Genomic DNA, 21037 nt, shown 5'->3' with positions numbered 1-21037 from the left:
TTTTTCTTACTGTAACTTTTTTAATAGTGTTAATAACTGCTTTTGTTCCTCTATATTTAAATTATGAAACTTCTCTGCTTGGAACGTTTCTTGAGGTGGGACGATTTCCTCATATAAAGCTCTTCCCTTTTCTGTTAAAGAAATATATTTCGTAGTACCCTCTTGTTCACGCAAAATCCACTCAAGCTGCTCCATTTTATTTAAAAGCTGCGTTACATTTCCTTTCGTAACAAATAGCTTATTTCCAAGTTCTTGCTGCGTTAAACGATCATGTCCTCCAACTTGAGCTAACACATCAAACTGGGCGGCAGATACATTCCATTTTTTCAAATGCTGATTCGTCTCACGAATACTCTTATTATAAAAGCGTGATAAACGAAACCATAATAGTAGCCCTAGTCTATCTTCTGTTTTCATTTCATCACCTCGCTCGTTTCATATCATTAGTTTAGAACTAAACTTAATAAAAGTCAAATACTTATTTTTAATAAGCATAAAAAGCACAGCGCTATTTCTCCACTATGCTTTACATTAACTTTCTACTCTTATATTCATCCAATTTCCTCTCCGCGAACTTCCTCGCATCTTTTTCAATCCACCGCTCTTCGTACCGTTCACTTCCCACATACAATATATCTCTCTTATGCTGCATCGCATGGCGGAATTCATGCAGTAGCGTTTTGAGAACTTGATCATACTCTTCCCACATACAAACGAAAATTAATTGCTTTTCTTTATGATAAAAACCACCTACTGGGAATAGGAACTCTTCTTCCTCTTCCCCTAATGATAGAAGCACATCATTTGCATCACACGTATCACAAAAAATAACGGGCGTTTTACATACTTCAATAAGAGAAAACAAATCCTCTCTCAACTTTTTGACATCCCAAGGAAGCTCCGAATCCAACACATACCAATTCTCTACCTGTTGATATACATTTTGAAACTGGAGTTCCATTTCTCTTTATTCCCCTTTCCAAGCACCCTTTTTCTATATGTATGCCACAATATGGTAAATATTAAACGTATTCTTTCATCCTTAAAAAAATGCCAATAAAAAAGGAATCTACGTCGACATAGATTCCTTTTCTGTAATCACTTTTTTTTCATCATTTTTTTTAATACAAAATAACCAATTGCACAAACAATAGCAGCAAGTGCAAAGTATTTCACATATGGCCCCGCAACTTTATTAATACTTTCCCACTCTGTTCCTAATTTAAAACCTAAATATACAAACACAATTGACCACGGAATAACAGCTAATGTAGTTAGCGTAATAAACTTAGCATGTGACATTTTCGCAATACCCGCTGGTATCGAAATAGCATGACGCACAACCGGAATAAAACGTGCGGTAAAGATAACGCCAGTTCCATAACGATTAAACCAATCTTCAGCATAATCAATATGTTTCTTCTGAATTAAAATATATTTTCCATATCGCTCAAGAACAGGTCTTCCTCCATATCGACCAATCCAATAAATGAATAGTTGTGCAATTACACCACCAATAGTACCGAACGCGACAGCGCCCCAAAATGTAATGCTTCCTGTTGATACTAAATAGCCTGCATAAGACAATACGATTTCACTTGGAATAACCTCTAGCATTAATCCAAGCATAATTCCCCAATAACCAAGTCCTTCTAAAAAAACTAAAACCGAATGAATCAACTCTCCTAACATCATGTACCTCTCTTTACTGTTTTCATCACCAAAATAAAAGTACAAGCAGGAAATATCTTGTACTTTTATTTTTTTAATTTAGTTAGTCTTCGTATCCCACTTAAAGATTTTATTTAAGAATTTATATACATTCTTCGACTCTTTTGTCAGAAGTGGGCCTAAAATGGATAGTATAAGCACGTATAGTGCTGAGAATGGTTTCAGTACTGACATTAAACCACCAGCGATACCGATATTAGCCATAATGATGGAGAACTCTCCTCTTGAAACGATTGTTAATCCGATATTTGTTGATGCTTTATGAGATAATCCAGCTTGTCTTCCTGCAATCATTCCTGCTACAAAGTTACCGATTATCGTAAGAAGGACAGCACCTAACGTTAACCATATCGCTCCGCCTAATGAGAACGGATCAATACTTAACCCGAAGCTGAAGAAGAAAATAGCTCCGAAAAAGTCTCTAAATGGAACAACAAGATGTTCAATTCGGTCACTATGCTCTGTCTCAGAGAAAACTAATCCTAGAAGAAGTGCTCCAATTGCTTCTGCAACGTGAATTGTTTCTGAAAAACCAGCAATGAAGAATAACGAAGCAAATACTACAATAATAAAGATTTCATCTGAGCTAATATTGAGCAATTTATTTAATAACGGCGTAGCCTTTCTAGCTACTATAAAGAATAGAAGCATATATCCTAAAGCAATTCCAATTGAAGTAAGGGCACCTAAGAAGGAAGCGTGATCTCCAAGTACTAAACCAGAAACAACTGATAAATATACAGCAAGGAATATATCTTCAAACATAATAATTCCTAAAATTAATTCGGTTTCATTATTACCAGTTCTTCTTAAGTCCACTAACACTTTAGCAACGATAGCGCTAGAAGAAATCGTAATAATACCCGCAATAATTAAGATTTCTAGTAATGGGAATCCCATTATAAATCCGTATAACAAACCAAGTGAAAAGTTAATTAAAATATAAATCGTTCCGCCAATCGCAATAGAGCGTCCAGATTTAATTAGTTTTTTCATTGAAAATTCTAATCCTAGATAGAATAGAAGGAATAGAACCCCAATTCGTCCAAGGAAGGAAATTACACTTGCACTTTCAATAAATTTGAGATCGATAACACCTATTGTCGGTGCATGCGGTCCTACTAACATTCCAAGAACGATTAGAAAAGGAATTACTGAGAATTTAAATTTTCCAGCAATTACTGCTGCAATTGCCACTAAAACTAAAGCTGTACCAACTTCAAAAATTAACGTATCCATCTAATCAGTCCCCCCTATTTGAAAGTAATTCATTAATGATTTTTTTAATTTCTTCTCTCTCACCTGAAACTACAAGCATATCTCCTTCTTCAATTACTGTTTCTGGTCCTGGATTAAATAGCTTCTTCATGTTCTTCTTCATAACCGCGATTATTGTTACGCTATATGTTTTTCTTATTTCAAGATCGCCAATTGTTTTTCCGATTGCTGGAGCTGTATTCTCCACTTTGAACCACTCAATCGCTAAACCTTCAAAAACCATCTCAACATTTTCTAACGCCCTAGGCTTATATACCATTCCACCTAATATTGCAGCGATTTGTCTTGCCTCTGAGTCACGTAGTGAAATACTTGAGATGCTTTCTTCATGGTCTGAATTAAAATGATACATTTCTCTACGACCATCATCATGAATGACAATTACCATCTTTTCATTACCTTTCGTAACGATTTGAAACTTATAACCAATACCCGGAAGTTCACTTTCTCTAATATTCATTTTTAGCTCCTCCATAACTTGTTTATTTTAATTTTCTGTTTTTCTGTCTTTTATTCATCCAATCAACTTTAGAAATTCTAACCACTCAGGATATTTGTGATTTGGAAATCTTTTATTGTAATAATAAGTGGACCCTAAAAAGATACTTAAAGATGTAATGATAAAAAATATATTACTTCTCATTTTCAAACTCTCAAGGCTTACTTTCCATAAAGAATCTTCTTTCAAATTATCCCCACCTTCTCGCTTTAAATTTAGTTTTTTAAAATGTAAATAATTCTAAAAATATTACGATGTAACATAATCATAACACAAAAATGTTTTAAGTAACATAATTTTTTAGAAAAATTGATTCTCGTATATTTTTTGCATATAATTTTCTTATTACGAAAAAAAGGAAGTGTATTATATGGTTGATATCTTTAGCAGATTCCTTGAGGTAACGAATAATATTTTATGGTCATATATTCTTATTGCAATGCTAATCGGCTTCGGTCTTTACTTCTCTTTTAAATTAAAATTTGTCCAAATTACTCATTTCAGTGAGATGGTCAGCTTAATTAGTAAAGGGTTTAATCGAAAAGAAAAAAAGAAAGATAGCATCTCACCATTCCAAGCATTTTGCTTAAGTGCAGCAGCACGTATCGGTATCGGAAACTTAGCTGGTGTAGCATTAGCAATTTCAATGGGTGGACCTGGCGCAATATTTTGGATGTGGTTTATCGCAATTATCGGAGCAGCTACTAGTTTTGTAGAATGTACACTTGCGCAAATTTATAAAGTAAAAGATGGAAGTAGGTTCCGTGGTGGACCAGCATATTACATGGAAAAAGGGTTAAACAAACGCTGGATGGGCGTCTGGTTTTCACTTCTTATTACAGTTGCGTACGGATTAATTTTCAATTCAGTGCAAGCGAATACAGTAACAATAGCGTTTGAAAATGCTTTTGGACTAGAGCGAACAATCGTAGGAGCTCTATTAGCCTTATTAGTTGCAGTTATTATTTTTGGTGGCATTAAGAGCATTTCACGTATTACAGAAATGATTGTTCCGCCAATGGCAATCGTTTATATCGGCGTGGCTATTTTTGTCGTTATTAACAACTTCAGTATGTTACCAAGCATTTTCATGGAAATCTTTAACGGTGCATTCGGTTTAGACCAAGCCATCGCTGGTGGTATTGGAGCAGCAATCAAGTTCGGAATTCAGCGCGGTTTATTCGCTACAGAAGCAGGAATGGGTAGTTCTCCTAATGCAGCCGCAACATCTGATGTATCTCACCCTGTAAAACAAGGGCTTGTTCAAGCGTTAGGCGTTTTCGTAGATACATTCTTAGTATGTACATCAACAGCATTTATCGTATTATGTTCTGGACTTTACAAAGGATCAAATTTAGAAGGTATCGAATTAACACAAAACGCATTAAGTTCACAAATTGGACCGTGGGCAAGCACTTTCTTAGCGATTATTATTTTCCTATTCGCTTTCAGTTCACTTCTAGGAAACTACTATTATGGTGAAACAAATATCGCATTCATTAAAGAAAGTAAAACATGGTTAATGATTTATCGTGTTGCAGTTGTCGGAATGGTATTCTTCGGATCAATCGCTGCTCTTAAAACAGTTTGGAGTTTAGCTGATTTATTCATGGGACTAATGGTATTCACAAACTTAATTGCCATCTCATTCCTTAGCAAATTTGCTTACGCTGCATTAGTAGACTATTTGAAGCAAAAGAAACAAGGAAAAGATCCTGTCTTCGTTGCAAACTCTATCCCTGGCTTAAAGAATACAGAGTGCTGGGATGGGCAAGATGTAGAAGAAAAACAAAAGGCTGTTTAACAAATAAAAGCGGAAGCGGCTCGTTCAGAATCGCAGGACACTTCAAGCTCTCGACCTTGAAGCGCTTTTTGCTTCGAGCGAGAGAGCGAAATGACCGGAGATTCTAGCCGCTGGAGCTGGATATCAATTAAAAGCGGAGGTGACTTGCTCAGAACAGGAGGGCATTGGAGCTCCTGACGAAGAGGCGTTCTTTGCCTCACAGGAAGGCGCGAAATGACCGACTGGTCTAGTCACCGGAGCTGGATATCATTAAAAGCACAAGCGGCTCGTTTAGAACAAGAGCCATATCTCAAACAAAGGCCCTATTACTTCACCGTAATAGGGCCTTTTATTTACAACAGTTCATAATTTGTTCAAATTAATTCCAGCAAAAGGGTTGATTTATAGAGATTACTATATTATAATGATTATAAATTAGTAATTGATATCACATAACAACTCAAAAGGAGATTGATCATAATGAACAAACAAGTAATCGAAGTATTAAACAAACAAGTAGCAGACTGGAGCGTTTTATTCACAAAACTTCACAACTTCCATTGGTACGTAAAAGGACCTCAATTCTTCACATTACACGAGAAATTCGAAGAACTTTACACAGAATCAGCTACTCACATCGATGAAATTGCAGAACGTATTTTAGCAATTGGCGGCAAACCAGTAGCAACAATGAAAGAATACTTAGAACTATCTTCTATTCAAGAAGCAGCATACGGAGAAACTGCAGAAGGGATGGTCGAAGCAATCATGAAAGACTACGAAATGATGCTAGTCGAACTGAAAAAAGGCATGGAAATCGCTCAAGACTCTGACGATGAAATGACATCTGACCTACTACTAGGCATCTACACAGAACTAGAAAAACACGCTTGGATGCTACGTGCGTTCTTGAATCAATAATAATTAAAAGCGGAAGCGGCTTGCTCAGAATCGCAGGGCACTTCAAGCTCTCGACCTTGAAGCGCTTTTTGCTTCGAGCGAGAGAGCGAAATGACCGGAGATTCTAGCCGCTGGAGCTGGATATTACTTAAAAGCGGAAGCGGCTCGTTCAGAACAGGAAGGTGTTGGAACTCCTGATTACGAGGCGCTTTTTGCCTCGAATGAAGGAGTGAAACAACCGACTGTTCTAGCCGCTGGAGCTGGATATCACCTAAAAGCGGAAGCGGCTTGCTCAGAATGTGAGGGGGATGGAGCTTTTGACTTAGAGACGCTCTTTGCCTCGCAGGAAAAAGCGAAGCCACCGAACATTCTAGCTACCGGAGCTGGATATCATTAAAAGCAGAAGCGGCTCGTTTAGAGTCGCTTTTTTCTATAGATTGATCGCGCATGCTGGTACATGAAATTTATATCAGCGATTTTTCCAATATATCGGCGATTCCCCCCAACATATCAGCGATTTTCCAATTATATCGGCGATTCCCTCCAATATATCAGCGATTTTTCAATTATATCGACTTATCGACAAATCACGACAATATTAACAAACACCTCTCCCCTACTTTTATCAATATATTACAATCTCATCTATGTTAAAATATAGGAAACACCCTTTAGCATCATAGATCCAAAAGGCTTTTCCAAATTCATCATTTACTACTTAAATGACGGGAGTGGTTCAGTTGAAAGACTACTTAATTAGAGCATTTTTTGCGTTAATAACAGTTGGGATTCTCTTACTTATAACTAATATTTTCAATATACGTGTCGAGGTTAAGGACTATGCTTTCCTCGTTGTCGTAGCAATTGGTGGCGGCTGGGGTGGCTGGTACCTGTATAAAAAACAAAGCAATCAAAATAATAAAGGCATTCCAAAGTAATACGGAATGCCTCTTTTTATTGCCTTCTGTAATAAATAATGAAATTCAGACCACTAATACAACCAATCGCAATAAACATACAAAACGATTGTGGATCTCCACCTAGATTATACTCATCAACAATAAACCCAGACATAAACAACGTTATCGCGGAAACACCGATACACAATACCGAGATAAACCAAAGCGAAAATTCATTAATCAACTCTTTCTTCTGTCTCAAAACAATTAGCATAACAAGAATAGATGCTGCTAAAATACTTTTAAAGACCGGTCTTAAATACACAAACTCCTCCATCTCTTTCTCCTTTTCCAAAAACATTACATCTAAAAATTAACATATTTAACCAAATTAAAAACACATGCCATCTTAAATTAAAACGACATGTGTTTCCGTATTTGCTATGATAGTTGCTTCCACTTCGTTCCCAAAACAGGACGCTCATAATTTTGGATTGCATGAATCAGTTTATCTGCTGTCTCTGCTGAAACGATCAATTCTTTATTTGATGGATTCATAAATCCTTCTTCCGCTGCACGTTCAACCATTTGCAAAATTGGTCCGTAAAAACCTTTTATGTTTAATAAACCAACCGGCTTATTATGTATACCAATTTGTGACCAACATACAACTTCAAATAGTTCTTCAAACGTTCCGTATCCGCCTGGAAGCGCAATAAAAGCATCTGCAAGCTCTGCCATTTTAGCTTTACGTTCGTGCATCGTCTCTACTTCAATTAATTCTGTTAATCCTGTATGCACAATTTCTCCTCGGAATAGACCGCGCGGCATAACACCTGTTACACGTCCACCTAAACGAAGAACTTCGTTTGCTACTTCTCCCATTAATCCGACACATGAACCACCGTATACGAGCTCATAGTCGTTCTCAACAAACATTTTACCTAACTGAATTGCCTGCTCTTTAAATTCTGGTCTCTCCCCTAAATTAGAACCTGCAAACACACAAATCTTTCTCATCCCTACACCCCGAAACTATATATTGTTATGATACAATGAACATTGTACAACATATTGAGGAGATGAGGAAGAAATGGATATCGTTGCATTTCAAAGATGGGTTGAGGAATTTTACGAAAAACGAAGCTGGTCACAGTATAATGCCTTTATTCGCTTAAATTTCTTAACCGAGGAAGTTGGGGAAGTTTCACGAGTCGTTCGTGCTATTGAAATTGGCCGCGATCGCCCTGATGAAGATGCGAAAACAGAAGAAGAGCTAAAACAAGAACTAAAAGAAGAACTTGGCGATGTACTATCTAACCTTATTATTCTTTCGCAAAAATATGATTTAGACTTACAAGACATTATGGATGCACACGTCACAAAGCTTTCGAAAAGGTTCGAAGCATCTAAATGAGAATATTATCAATTATGTTATAATATTCTTGTCACAATACTAAGGGGGATTTTATGTTATCAAAAAAATTGCACGACGCATTAAATGAACAAATGAACTTTGAATTTTACTCTGCCCATGCTTATATGGCAATGGCTGCTTACTGTACAGCTGAGAGCTATGATGGATTCGCTAACTTTTTCCTTGTACAAGCTGAAGAAGAACGTTTCCACGCAATGAAGCTTTACAACTATATTAATGACCGCGGAGAGCGCGCTATTATTACTGGATTTGATAATCCGAATAACGAATACGAATCTGTATTAAACGCTTTTGAAGTCGCACTTGAGCACGAGCGTGAAGTAACGAAACGTATTTACAACTTATCTGATATCGCTTGGGACGAGCGTGAACATGCAACAATTACATTCTTAAAATGGTTCGTTGACGAACAAGTTGAAGAAGAAGCTTCATTCGATAGCATCATTCAAAAATTAAAACGTATTACAAGCGATTCAAACGCACTGTTTATGCTAGATGCTGAATTAGAGAAACGTACATTTACGCCTCCAGCTGAATAATATTTCAATCACCTTAATACATGAATTAAGGTGATTTTTTTGTTTGCTCTCTATCTTAAAATCACCTTAAATTTCCTCATATTTGACATAGTGCCAGCTATAAAATGGTATTATTTTCAATATAAAAACGAATATACGAGGAGAGGAAAAATGAATCAACGTGTAGAAGCTGTTGATGCAATTCGTGGTTTCGCTTTGTTTGGCATTTTACTAGTCAATATGACATTAATTCAATTCGGGTTCTTCACCAGTGAAAAACCAACTTATCTATTCGGCGATCTTGATAAAGGCGCTAATTGGTTTATTCAATTCTTCGGCACACATAACTTTATATCCCTATTTTCTTTTCTATTTGGACTTAGCATTATTTTGTTACAAAAAAGTATTATCGCAAAAGGAAAAAAATTCTTCCCCACATACATAAGACGTATTATCATTCTTTTACTACTCGGCTACATTCACGGCACTTTTGTTTGGGAGGGAGATATTTTATTTGCATACGGAATAATTGGGATTTTCTTAATGATGTTCATCAATCGAAAACCGAAAACTTTGCTCATTTGGGCGATTATTCTACTCGCACTTATTACACTTATGTCTTATCAAACTGATCCATCTACAAATATAAATGATTTAGCACCTTATACTGAAAAAGAACATAAAGTCCATCAAACTGGAAGCTATATGGATCACGTCAACTTTAGATTGACTGAAAATCCTTTTGATTACATGGGAATTGACGGTGCATTCGGATTATTTTTCATATCAGTTTTCGCAATAATTTTTATGTCTCCACTGTTCCTACTCGGAATGTATGTAGGGAAAAAAGGCTGGCTATTTGAGGTCAATAAACATATACCTGCTGTCAAAAAAATATGGTTTGCCACCGGTCTCTTCTCTTTTACAATTAAAATCTTAGCTATGTTCGTAAAGCACCCGCTTTTAATTATGTTACAAGATGGCCTTACACCAGTAACTATGACCTTCTTTTACGGAAGCACAATCATTTTATTATTCCATTACAAAAAAGCAACCCGTCTACTAACATACATGGCGAACATGGGGAAAATGTCCGTTAGTAATTACTTAGCGCAATCTATTATCGCAACAACTATTTTTTACGCATATGGATTTGGCTTATACGGGAAAATCGGCTATTTCTTCGGTATTCTTTTAACCATCGGAATTTATACGATTCAATTATTCGTTAGCACCTATTGGCTCCAGAAATACCGAATGGGGCCAGTGGAATATGTGTGGAGACTGGGAACTTATTTAGAGAAACCACGTTTTAAAAGAGACTTGGATAAAGCAAGTTAAACAAAAAAAGCAATGAGCCTACGCTCATTGCTTTTCTTAATTTATTAAAGCATAACCCCAACGATAATCGCTGATAATATACTTACTAATGTTGCACCGTATACAAGTTTTAAACCGAATGATGATACAACGTTTGCTTGTTTGCCATCGATACTCTTCGTTGCACCTGCGATAATTCCGATAGACGAGAAGTTCGCAAATGATACAAGGAAGATAGATAAAATACCTACTGTACGAGCTGATAAATCACCAGCTACTTTTCCAAGGTCAAGCATTGCAACGAATTCGTTCGTTACTAATTTTGTTGCCATAATTTGTCCTGCTTGTAGCATCTCTGATGTTGGAATACCCATTACGAATGCTAATGGTGAGAAGATGTATCCTAAAATGCTTTGGAATGTGATTCCGAAAATTGAATCGAATACACCGTTAATTGCTGTAATTAATGCTACGAAACCGATTAACATCGCCGCTACTGTTACAGCGATAGAGAAACCAAGCATAATATATTCGCCTAACATTTCAAAGAATGTTTGTTTCTTGTCTTCTTGTAATTCTAAAATATCGTCTTCTTCTTTTACTTCATATGGATTAATGATATGAACGATAATGAATCCACTGAATAAGTTTAATACAAGTGCTGTTACTACATATTTTGGATCAATCATTTTCATATAAGAACCGACGATTGACATCGATACTGTAGACATTGAAGATGCACAAAGTGTGTATAAACGATTTTTCGGTAATTTGCTTAGTTGATCTTTTACTGTAATGAATACTTCCCCTTGACCAACGATTGCAGCTGCTACCGCATTATATGATTCTAGTTTTCCTAAACCGTTAACTTTACTTAATAGGAAACCGACTGCACGAATGATAATCGGTAAAACTTTAATATGTTGCAGAATCCCGATTAATACTGCTAAGAAAATAATCGGTAATAATACTGTTAAGAAGAATGGTGCTTGTCCATCGTTTGCTAGACCACCAAATACGAAATTAACCCCAGCTTCCGCAAATTTTAAAATAGCGCCAAATCCATCTGCGATTCCTTTTACTAATACGAATCCGACCTTTGTATTTAGTAAGAAATACGCAAGTACCAATTGAATGACAAGCATAAGTGCAATTGGTTTATATTTAATTTTCTTACGATCTGAACTGATAAGGAAACCTAGTACAAACACTACAAGTAAACCGACTAGAAACATTACGAACTTCATATGTGAATCCTCCACTTCTCCCACGAGTTATTGGTCGTATAACGTATAACGAATGACGTCTGACCATTGTTGTTAAAAAAATTTAAAACCCCTAAAACTATTCAACTGTCATCTAAAATCAGTAAGCGTTTACATAAATTGCAATTTATAAAAGGTAGCTTCTTCTCTCCTACCATAATTGAAAGTCTGAAATTGATACCACCTACAAATCAAATTGTAAGCGTTATCTAGACGAAATGCAATATAAATTTTAAAAGATTTTTATATGTTAATATATTCCTAATTAATTGGTTTTTTCATGCAAATTTACCATAAAAATAGCCCTAGCTATGAGCTAGAGCCATCCTTTTTTTATAACATAACACCAACGATAATTGCTGATAGAATACTTACTAATGTCGCACCGTACACAAGGCGTAGACCAAATGATGATACAACATTTGATTGATTTTCATCGATACCTTTCGTTGCACCTGCGATAATTCCGATAGATGAGAAGTTCGCAAATGATACAAGGAATACAGAAAGGATACCAACTGTACGAGCCGATAAATCACCAGCTACTTTTCCAAGATCAAGCATCGCAACAAACTCGTTTGATACTAATTTTGTTGCCATAATTTGTCCCGCTGTTACCATCTCAGCTTGCGGGATACCCATTACGAATGCTAATGGTGAGAAAATATATCCTAAAATAGCTTGGAATGTAATACCGAACATTGAATCAAACAAGCTATTAATTGCTGTAATTAATGCTACGAAACCAAGTAACATAGCTGCTACTGTAATCGCAATCGTGAAACCAAGCATAATGTACTCGCTTAGCATTTCAAAGAATGATTGTTTTTTCTTATTTTCTAATTTCAGTGTATCTTCTTCTTCTGTAATATCGTACGGGTTAATAATATGAATGATAATGAAACCACTAAATAAATTTAATACAAGTGCTGTTACTACATATTTCGGTTCGATCATTTTCATATAAGAACCAACGATTGACATCGACACTGTCGACATAGAAGATGCACATAATGTATATAAACGATGTTTTGGGATTTTACTTAATTGATCTTTTACTGTAATAAATACTTCTGCTTGTCCAACAATGGCAGCTGCTACTGCATTATATGATTCTAGTTTTCCTAGACCATTTACTTTACTTAACAACGTACCAATAGCACGAATAAATATCGGTAAAATTTTAAAGTGTTGCAGAATTCCGATTAAAACCGCAAAGAATACGATTGGTAATAGCGCTGTTAAGAAGAATGAAACCTCTCCTTTATTAACAAGACCACCAAATACGAAAACGATTCCAGCTTCCGCATATCCAAGAAGTGCGCCAAATCCATCTGAAATTCCTTTTACTAAAATATAACCAACTTGCGTATTTAATAAGAAATAAGATAATGCTAGCTGAATAATAAGCATAATTGCGATTGGTTTATACTTAATCTTCTTTCGATCGGCACTTATAAGAAAACCGAGTACAAATACAACGAGTAATCCTACAAGGAACATAACAAACTTCATTAATAAAATCCTCCATTTAACTCTTCATTAACGTTGAACGTCTGACCATTCAAAACAAGAAATAATCCGAACTTTCCATTTCTCCTCCGTAACCTTCGATTGGATAGGAAATGTCATAAAAACTCTTGTTTCAAAGGCATTTTCCATTCTAACATAAATCACAACTCATATCCGCACTTTTCTTTAAAAAATTACATTTAATTATGAAATGCTCATAAATGTTCGTCTTTTACCATCTATAAACAACTGGATAAAACAAAAAATGAGCATCAAGTTTCACTTGATGCTCACCTCATTATACTGCTTTTTCTTTATCAGCTACTGCTGACTTATCCCAGCACTCTGTATTTTTTAAACCTGGAATAGAATCCGCATAGAATACCGGATCTTTCCCTTGTTTCTTTTGCTTTACGTAATCTGATAATGCCGCAAAAGCATACTTAGAGAGGAATACAATCGCCACTAAGTTAATAACAGCCATAATACCCATGAATAAATCTGCTACATCCCAAACGATTTGAATTGTCGCTACAGATCCTAACATAACCATACCAAGTACAGCAATGCGGTACGCTGTTAATAGCACTTTACTTCCATTTAAGAATTCAATATTTGTTTCACCATAGTAGTAGTTACCTACTAATGAACTAAATGCAAACAAGAAGATTGCAACTGCTACAAATATAGAAGCCCATGGACCGATATGTTGACTTAACGCCTGCTGCGTTAATTGAATTCCATTTAAATCAGCTGCATTATGCACATCTGATAAAAGAATAATAAATGCTGTACAACTACAAATTAATAATGTATCTGTAAATACCCCTAAAGTTTGAATAAAACCTTGTTTAACTGGATGCGTTACGTTTGCAGTCGCTGCTGCGTTCGGCGCACTACCCATACCTGCTTCATTTGAGAATAACCCACGTTTTACCCCTAATAAAATCGCAGCTCCTAATCCTCCGCCTACTACTTCTTTAATTCCGAAAGCATGTAAGAAAATTTCTTTAAATACATATGGAATTGACGTAATGTTTGTTACGACAACGAATAATGCCACTGCTACATAAATAATTGCCATTACTGGAACAATCATTTCAACCGCGCGTGCAATTCGTTTTACTCCACCGAAAATAATAACTGCAAGTAAACCAGCCATAACAAGACCGACTAATCTACTATCTGTTTTGAATGCCCCATCAAAAGCTGCCGCTACAGTATTAGACTGTACAGCATTAAAAATCAATCCGAAACTTACTGTTATTAGAACAGAGAACACAACACCTAACCAGCGTTTATTTAAACCCTTTTCCATATAATACGCTGGGCCCCCACGGAATGCATTCCCATCTTTCACTTTATAAATTTGCGCTAATGTGCTCTCTACAAATGCAGAAGCACCCCCAATTACCGCGATTAACCACATCCAAAATACTGCTCCTGGACCACCCGCTGAGATTGCGATAGCTACACCAGCTAAGTTACCAGTACCTACACGAGAAGCTGTACTCATACAAAATGCTTGGAATGATGATACGCCACTCTTCTCTTTTTGCGCTTTTCTCGTTTTCGAGCTTGCTCCATCCCCAAGTAATCGAATCATTTCACCGAAGTAACGAACTTGGACAAATTTCACACGAAATGAAAAATAGAGCCCTAACCCAATTAACATCGCAATAATGACATATGACCAAAGGATATTATTTACATCCCCAATTACCCTAGCTAAAAAATCCATATTTGCATTGCCCCCTCTTCCTAACAATAAGAAAATTATATTCTAAAAACTTTTAGTAATCAAGAACTTTATGTTAGGTTTCATGACATGAATACGTTAACTATATTAACATACTTGTTTTTTTCATAAAAATATAGCTATTACATGCATTTATCCAATACTCAATCTCTTATCCTCTTCGCCCAGCCATACTTTTAAAACAGTACGTTCCCCACAAATAACGAGAGGAACAAACAAAAAAGTTATATTAATAATTACCCCTCACCCTTTTCATCATTTACTACAACAAAAAAGGCGAGCATCAAATTTACCTCGATGCTCGCCTTTTCAATTACACTGCTTTTTCTTTATCTGTTACCACTGGCTTATCCCAGCACTCTGTATTCGTTAAACCAGGAATAGAATCTGCACTGAAGACTGGATCTTTCCCTTGTTTCTTTTGCCTTACATAGTCTGTTAATGCCGCGTACGCAAATCGGCCAAGAAGTGTAATCGCAATTAAGTTCGTTATTACCATTAGACCCATAAATAAGTCTGCCATATTCCATACAACTTGAAGCGTCGCAACAGAACCGAATAATACCATTCCAACTACCGCAATACGGTAAATTGTTAACCACGTTTTGCTTTGCTTAATAAATTCAATATTTGTTTCACCATAGTAGTAGTTTCCTAGAAGTGAACTGAAAGCGAATAAGAAAATAATAATCGCTAAGAAACTGCTCGCCCATGGGCCAATTTGTGAGCTTAATGCATTTTGTGTTAGTTCAATACCTTCTAAATTCGTTGCTTTATATGCACCAGAACATAGTACGATAAATGCTGTTGATGTACATACTAAGAATGTATCTACTAAAACCCCGATTGTTTGAATAAAACCTTGTTTGGCTGGATGCGTTACATCAGCTGTTGCTGCCGCGTTCGGCGCACTACCCATACCTGCTTCGTTCGCAAATAATCCGCGCTGAATACCATATTTCATCGCAGCACCGATACCACCGCCTACAGCTGAATCTAAACCAAATGCACCTTTAAAGATTTCTGTAAACACATCTGGTAGTAAATAGAAGTTTTTAATAACAACGAAAATCGCTACCGCAATATAAAGAATTGCCATTGGCGGAACAATCATTTCCGACATACGTGCAATACTTTTTACACCACCAAAAATAATAACCGCAACTAATACTGCTAATACAATCCCAACAACGTAACGCTCAATACCAAATGCATTTTTAAACGCTAATGTAACTGTGTTTGCTTGTACTGAGTTGAAAATTAAACCGTAACTAATTGTAATCAGAATAGAGAACCAAATCCCCATCCAACGTTTATTTAAACCTTTTTCCATATAATAAGCAGGACCACCACGGAAGCCACTGCCATCTTTTATTTTATAAATTTGTGCAAGCGTACTTTCTACGAAACTTGAAGAAGCCCCGATAATCGCAATAACCCACATCCAAAATACTGCTCCAGGTCCTCCCATAGAAATAGCTAACGCTACACCAGCTAAGTTACCGATACCAATACGAGCTGCAGAACTCATACAAAATGCTTGGAAAGAAGATACACTGCCTTTTTTACGTGTCTTTCCAGTTAACCCATCACTCATTAAACGAATCATTTCCCCTAAATGAGTAATTTGTACGAATTTCAATTTAATAGAAAAATAAAGCCCTAAACCAATTAACATTGCAATAAGAATATATGACCAAAGAATTGTATTTGTTGATGAAATAAATTGCTCTAAAATATTCATACAATTAACCCCTCCTTTTCTCCATAAAACGAATTATATTTAAAAAACATTCAAAAATCAACATTTTTCGACAATTTGCAATTTCCAAATATTAGCCAGGTTCACAGTAACAATATCTTTATGACTGACTACCCTCCCTCTAACTGTGCATACTAAAACAAAAAATAAATTCACAAACAACCCTATTGACAAAAATACCAACCTGTAACTATAATGATTACAACAGGTTGTAACAAACCTAATTACAACAAATTCATTTACTTTCAGATATACACTTTAACAAAACACTTTGGAGGGATTTATTATGAAAATCGGAATTATCGGAGCAACTGGTAAAGCAGGAAGTCGTATTTTAAAAGAAGCATTGGATCGCGGACATGAAGTAACTGCAATCGTAAGAAACGCTGCAAAAATTACAGAAGAAAACGTAAAAGTTTTAGAGAAAGATGTATTCTCTCTTACATCTAACGACCTGCAGGCATTTGACGTAGTTGTAAATGCATTCGGTGCTCCAGCAGGCGAAGAACACCTTCACGTAGATGCAGGAAACGTACTTATTGAAGCTATGAAAGGCGCACCAAATACAAAATTACTTGTAGTTGGAGGCGCTGGAAGCTTATTTGTAGACGAAGAGAAAACAACACGTGTATTTGAGACACCAGGTTTCCCGAAAGAATATCTTGCAACAGCTCAAAACCAAGGTAAAAACTTAGAAATTTTACAACAAACAAATGATATCACTTGGACATTCATCAGCCCTTCTGCACTATTCGCATTAGGAAAACGCACTGGTTCTTACAAAGCTGGCAAAGACAATCTTCTTGTTAACTCAAAAGGTGATAGCTACGTAAGTTACGAAGACTTCGCAGTTGCAGCACTTGATGAGATTGAAAACCCAAAACATGTAAACGAACGCTTCACAGTAGTTTCTGAAGCTGAATAATAAAAAAGCTCGTAAAACATAATGTTTTACGAGCTTTTTCTTATTATTGCACTTGCTCTAAACCATTTGGAGTAATCTTAAAGGAAATTTCTTTAAACTTTTTCTTATCTCCTTTTCCAACTAACTCACTCTTTTTATACCAACTTAAACGATCTGACTCGGCATGATACACTTTCAATACGTCACCATACTCGAACGCCATACCATTTACTTGTTCTGCAAAATTCTGCGAAGTTTCTTGTCCTTCTGCGGTTACATGCTTTTTCTCAGTTCCATTTTGATCATAAATCGTAAGGCCTATATACTGTTCATTTACAAAGCGATAATGAATCTCATCATTTGTAAATGTTGCATGTAATTTCTTTTCAGCGTGGTTTAACGTAATAATTGAACGTGTAACATCGGACACACCTTGATAGACTAGACTATCCCCATATGTCACTTCTACAGGAACTTCCGTCACTTTCTTATTTCCAAAACGATCTTTCGTTTCTACTTTCACTGTTTGCTGACCAATTTTTGTCATATCTATTTTCCCTACAAAATCTACTACTTCTCCACCCTGTACTTCAACAAAGTTCTTCACGTCTAGCGTTTCGCTATTTGTTCCGATTACTACTTGCTGCGGATTTGCTTTTACTGTTTGCTCACCGTCTAATCTTTCAAATCCATTTTCAGTTATTTTGAAGACTAATTCCTTTATCTCTTTACTTTTTCCTTCGCCCACATATACATCTTTTTGATACCAATGTAAACGAGAAGATTCCGCATGATATACTTTCACTACATCTCCATACTCAAATGCAATTCCATTTACTTCCTTAGCAAATTCTTGCGTATTCTCTAAACCTTTTACTGCTATATTTTTCTTCACTCTTCCTTCTTTATCGTACAATGTGAATTCAAAATACTTTTCATCTTTAAAGTAATCATGAATTAGGTTCTTTGTATCTGTCGCACTCAGTTTTTTCGTATCATGATGCAAAGTTACAATTGATTTTAAGTCACCATCTCTATAGCTTAGCCCATATACAAGTAGGCTATCTCCATATGTTACTGTTAGAGGAACTTCTGTCACTTTCTTATTTCCAAATCGATCTTTCGTTTCTACTTTTACTTTTTGTTCTCCGATTTTTGATGTATTTGGTTTTTCTGCAAAACCAACCACTTCTCCATTTTTTACTTGTACAAATTCTTTCGGATCTAGTTTGTCTACATCCATTCCGACTACTACTTTTTGCGGTTTCGCCGTCACTTCTTGTAAACTATCTTTTAATTCGAACCCTTGCTCAGTGATTTGGAATAATTTCTCTTTTTTATTTTTAGCCTTCCCTTGATCTACAAGTGTATTATTTTGGTACCACTTCAGACGATCCGGTTCTGCATGGAATACTTTTACTACATCACCATATTCAAAATCCAATTCATTTAGTTCCATCGCAAATCTTTTTCCCGTTTCTTGTCCTTCTGCAGATACGCGTTTCTTTTCAATCCCATTTCGATCATATAGCGTTAAGCCCATATATTCTTCTTTTTCAAAACGGTAATGTATTTCATTATTAGTAAAGTTTACATTTAATTTCTTCTTATTGTGGTGAAGTGTCACTGTCGACATTACATCATCTGAAAGTCCTTGAAAAACTATACTGTCATCATAAAATCCGTTAACTTGGACAGGAATTGAATTTTTATTTCCTTTCTCATCCCCAATTTCTACTAACACTTCCTGTTTACCATTCTCTAGTTTAGGCCATACAATCTTTCCTGTTACTTTTACATTCTCACCTAAATTTCGAACAAGTTTACTTGCTTCATTCTCGTCAGAATCTGTACCAACTAAAAGATTTTGTACTTCATTAGCAGGTTCACCATATGGAACCTTATACGGTTCAACTTGCTTCTCACGAATATCATTACTATCTGTAGCTTTCCAGATTTCCTTTTCTAATTTAGGTAACTTTGATTTTTCTATTTTCTCTCTAATATCATCATTTGGTGTTAATCCCCATTCCTCAAAGAAAGGAATTAAATTTTGCCCTGCCACTTGCGATGTCATATAAATAAATAGCTGCTTTTTCTCTTCATCAGAATGAGGCATTTCACTCTGAGGTAACAAACGATAAGCTTGATGTAACCTAGGATAAAAATGTTCTCCATACACTACATTTAATTGCCAAAACATTGTAAGAGGATTAATGTCATCAATGAATCTTTCTGCTTTAGGCTTCTCTAAATACTCAAATGAGTTTTTATAGTGCTCATCCATTTCTAATTGATTCCCTAACGCCTTTTGAACAGCTAATGAGTAAATATTTACTGTTACTTCCCTTACTTTAGACCACTTCCACGGTTCTTGCTGATGTAAATGACCAACTTCATGCCACGGTCCCCATCCATCCTTCTCAAGTACCTCTATATCTAAAACTCTATTCATTGCAGTTGGAATATATCCTGTATGATAATGTTTTGCAAACATAAAGTCCCCTTTAGCAGGCTTCCGTTTTTCAACAAACTGAACATAATGAGTTGGAGATTTTGCAACCCCAACACTGTCCTCAGATAATCCTGCCACTGCGTTTTCTAAACGGATAATCTTATCATGCAATTTCATTAAATCTGTTGGATCCGTATTCTTCATATATTTCTGCACAGAATCGTAAGTAGTAGTAATTAAGCTTCTCTCACCTTTTAATTCAACTGCATAAGGATCCTTATATTTTTTTAACATTTCATCCCAATCTTTTTTTGTATGCTTACCTAAAATAAATAAAGGAAAGTGACTACCACCATTTGTAACGGAAGCTGTTACTTCTCCTTCGTTATTCATATTATAAAAATATAAAATACCGCCTCTTGAAGATGAAATAACATTTTTCCCTGGTTTTAAATCAAACTCCTCTGGGTCCTTTTCATCATAAGATCTCGTTCCAATAAAAGCTTGGATAGACTGCGTTCCTTTTATGTCAATTGTAATCTCTTCATTTGGCTCTGCATAAATTCCAGTCGGTTCATTAGCGGAAAGTTTCCAAGTAACTCTTAAACGATTATTTTCTTCTTCTACGCTACCTTTCCCCGGCAACTGAAATACTCTCTGCTCAAACTTATTCTCTTTTACCTCTTCTAATTTCCCACCTTTATTTTCTTCCAAAGGTGCTGCATATCCTTTCGATGCTTCGAAAGCTACTGGCGATAATAATGTAGATATACATATTCCAGCTACTAATACCCTACTCGTCTTTTTCTTCGACATAATCTGTGTCCCCTGTTCCTTTATTTAGATAAACTACCCTATATATTCATCTAATAAGTAATCCTATTATTTCTATAAAAACATTTGATGAATGGACTAACACCTCGCGCACCTGTATCTATTACTACCGCATTTCTCTCCATGCATTCGCTTTCTTACATTGTAAAATTTTTATGTAATATGCCCTCCTCACTTCTC

20 protein-coding genes are annotated in these 21037 nt (G+C 35.8%); 8 read left to right on the top strand and 12 right to left on the bottom strand.

Going from position 1 to position 21037, the window contains the following annotated elements; genetic code table 11:
• Nucleotides 1–6 precede the first annotated feature (6 nt).
• The 5 genes from D1166_RS09620 to D1166_RS09600 all read right to left on the bottom strand — a co-directional run bounded on the left by D1166_RS09620 (nt 7) and on the right by D1166_RS09600 (nt 3469).
• Nucleotides 7–417 (bottom strand): MarR family winged helix-turn-helix transcriptional regulator, encoded by a 411-nt coding sequence (locus D1166_RS09620; RefSeq protein ID WP_098396439.1) that lies wholly within the window; start codon nt 415–417, stop codon nt 7–9.
• Between the two features lie 109 nt (nt 418–526).
• Nucleotides 527–961 (bottom strand): DUF3920 family protein, encoded by a 435-nt coding sequence (locus tag D1166_RS09615; RefSeq protein WP_000422800.1) that lies wholly within the window; start codon nt 959–961, stop codon nt 527–529.
• A 137-nt stretch (nt 962–1098) separates the two neighbouring features.
• A complete protein-coding gene (gene uptA / locus D1166_RS09610) occupies nt 1099–1692 on the bottom strand; it encodes an undecaprenyl phosphate transporter UptA (protein ID WP_000900214.1) in 594 nt (197 codons plus the stop codon).
• Nucleotides 1693–1770: 78 nt separating this feature from the next.
• The gene (locus tag D1166_RS09605; protein ID WP_000380223.1) at nt 1771–2970 is read right to left on the bottom strand and encodes a cation:proton antiporter; all 1200 of its coding nucleotides are present in this window, start codon (nt 2968–2970) and stop codon (nt 1771–1773) included.
• Nucleotides 2971–2974: 4 nt separating this feature from the next.
• Complete coding sequence (locus D1166_RS09600) at nt 2975–3469, bottom strand: cation:proton antiporter regulatory subunit (RefSeq protein WP_098283594.1); 495 nt, start codon at nt 3467–3469, stop codon at nt 2975–2977.
• Between the two features lie 409 nt (nt 3470–3878).
• On the opposite strand from D1166_RS09600, the gene D1166_RS09595 reads away from it, so the two are divergent.
• From D1166_RS09595 to D1166_RS09580, 4 genes are all read left to right on the top strand, one after another.
• Nucleotides 3879–5312 carry an alanine/glycine:cation symporter family protein gene (locus tag D1166_RS09595; protein WP_000227591.1) on the top strand — a complete coding sequence of 478 codons (1434 nt, stop codon included), beginning with the start codon at nt 3879–3881 and terminating at the stop codon, nt 5310–5312.
• A 459-nt stretch (nt 5313–5771) separates the two neighbouring features.
• The gene (locus D1166_RS09590) at nt 5772–6212 is read left to right on the top strand and encodes a Dps family protein (protein ID WP_001041895.1); all 441 of its coding nucleotides are present in this window, start codon (nt 5772–5774) and stop codon (nt 6210–6212) included.
• 208 nt (nt 6213–6420) lie between these two features.
• Nucleotides 6421–6588: a hypothetical protein gene (locus D1166_RS31745; RefSeq protein ID WP_255260595.1), complete on the top strand. Its 168-nt coding sequence runs from the start codon at nt 6421–6423 to the stop codon at nt 6586–6588.
• Between the two features lie 343 nt (nt 6589–6931).
• Complete coding sequence (locus tag D1166_RS09580; RefSeq protein ID WP_098283593.1) at nt 6932–7129, top strand: hypothetical protein; 198 nt, start codon at nt 6932–6934, stop codon at nt 7127–7129.
• Between the two features lie 16 nt (nt 7130–7145).
• On the opposite strand, the gene D1166_RS09575 is transcribed toward D1166_RS09580, so the two are convergent.
• Nucleotides 7146–7427 carry a hypothetical protein gene (locus tag D1166_RS09575; RefSeq protein WP_000390910.1) on the bottom strand — a complete coding sequence of 94 codons (282 nt, stop codon included), beginning with the start codon at nt 7425–7427 and terminating at the stop codon, nt 7146–7148.
• A 104-nt stretch (nt 7428–7531) separates the two neighbouring features.
• Nucleotides 7532–8110, bottom strand: a complete 579-nt coding sequence (locus tag D1166_RS09570; protein ID WP_001225751.1) for an LOG family protein — start codon at nt 8108–8110, stop codon at nt 7532–7534.
• A gap of 73 nt (nt 8111–8183) precedes the next feature.
• Here D1166_RS09570 and D1166_RS09565 point away from each other — a divergent pair, with 73 nt between their 5' ends.
• The 3 genes from D1166_RS09565 to D1166_RS09555 all read left to right on the top strand — a co-directional run bounded on the left by D1166_RS09565 (nt 8184) and on the right by D1166_RS09555 (nt 10387).
• Entirely contained in the window at nt 8184–8507 is a 324-nt protein-coding gene (locus tag D1166_RS09565) for a MazG nucleotide pyrophosphohydrolase domain-containing protein (RefSeq protein WP_000355746.1), read from the top strand.
• A 53-nt stretch (nt 8508–8560) separates the two neighbouring features.
• Complete coding sequence (locus D1166_RS09560) at nt 8561–9067, top strand: ferritin (RefSeq protein WP_000949403.1); 507 nt, start codon at nt 8561–8563, stop codon at nt 9065–9067.
• Nucleotides 9068–9217: 150 nt separating this feature from the next.
• Nucleotides 9218–10387 carry a DUF418 domain-containing protein gene (locus tag D1166_RS09555; protein ID WP_053514361.1) on the top strand — a complete coding sequence of 390 codons (1170 nt, stop codon included), beginning with the start codon at nt 9218–9220 and terminating at the stop codon, nt 10385–10387.
• 44 nt (nt 10388–10431) lie between these two features.
• Here D1166_RS09555 and D1166_RS09550 read toward each other — a convergent pair whose 3' ends face one another.
• The 4 genes from D1166_RS09550 to D1166_RS09535 form a co-directional block, all read right to left on the bottom strand.
• Nucleotides 10432–11613, bottom strand: a complete 1182-nt coding sequence (locus D1166_RS09550) for a NupC/NupG family nucleoside CNT transporter (RefSeq protein ID WP_000673874.1) — start codon at nt 11611–11613, stop codon at nt 10432–10434.
• A gap of 351 nt (nt 11614–11964) precedes the next feature.
• On the bottom strand, nt 11965–13146 hold the full coding sequence (locus tag D1166_RS09545; RefSeq protein WP_000673839.1) for a NupC/NupG family nucleoside CNT transporter: 1182 nt from the start codon (nt 13144–13146) through the stop codon (nt 11965–11967).
• 295 nt (nt 13147–13441) lie between these two features.
• Nucleotides 13442–14884 (bottom strand): alanine/glycine:cation symporter family protein, encoded by a 1443-nt coding sequence (locus D1166_RS09540; protein ID WP_000346417.1) that lies wholly within the window; start codon nt 14882–14884, stop codon nt 13442–13444.
• Between the two features lie 331 nt (nt 14885–15215).
• A complete protein-coding gene (locus tag D1166_RS09535) occupies nt 15216–16646 on the bottom strand; it encodes an alanine/glycine:cation symporter family protein (protein ID WP_087948316.1) in 1431 nt (476 codons plus the stop codon).
• 304 nt (nt 16647–16950) lie between these two features.
• Here D1166_RS09535 and D1166_RS09530 point away from each other — a divergent pair, with 304 nt between their 5' ends.
• Nucleotides 16951–17589: an NAD(P)-dependent oxidoreductase gene (locus D1166_RS09530; protein WP_000689896.1), complete on the top strand. Its 639-nt coding sequence runs from the start codon at nt 16951–16953 to the stop codon at nt 17587–17589.
• Nucleotides 17590–17632: 43 nt separating this feature from the next.
• On the opposite strand, the gene D1166_RS09525 is transcribed toward D1166_RS09530, so the two are convergent.
• The gene (locus D1166_RS09525) at nt 17633–20839 is read right to left on the bottom strand and encodes a putative mucin/carbohydrate-binding domain-containing protein (protein ID WP_118043293.1); all 3207 of its coding nucleotides are present in this window, start codon (nt 20837–20839) and stop codon (nt 17633–17635) included.
• Between the last annotated feature and the right edge of the window lie 198 nt (nt 20840–21037).

Origin of the sequence: Bacillus sp. ISO11 (assembly GCF_003458115.1) — a bacterium.
In the GTDB taxonomy this organism is placed as follows: domain Bacteria; phylum Bacillota; class Bacilli; order Bacillales; family Bacillaceae_G; genus Bacillus_A; species Bacillus_A cereus.
The sequence above is the reverse complement of the archived record's forward strand: the minus strand, read 5'-3'. Positions and strand labels throughout refer to the sequence as shown.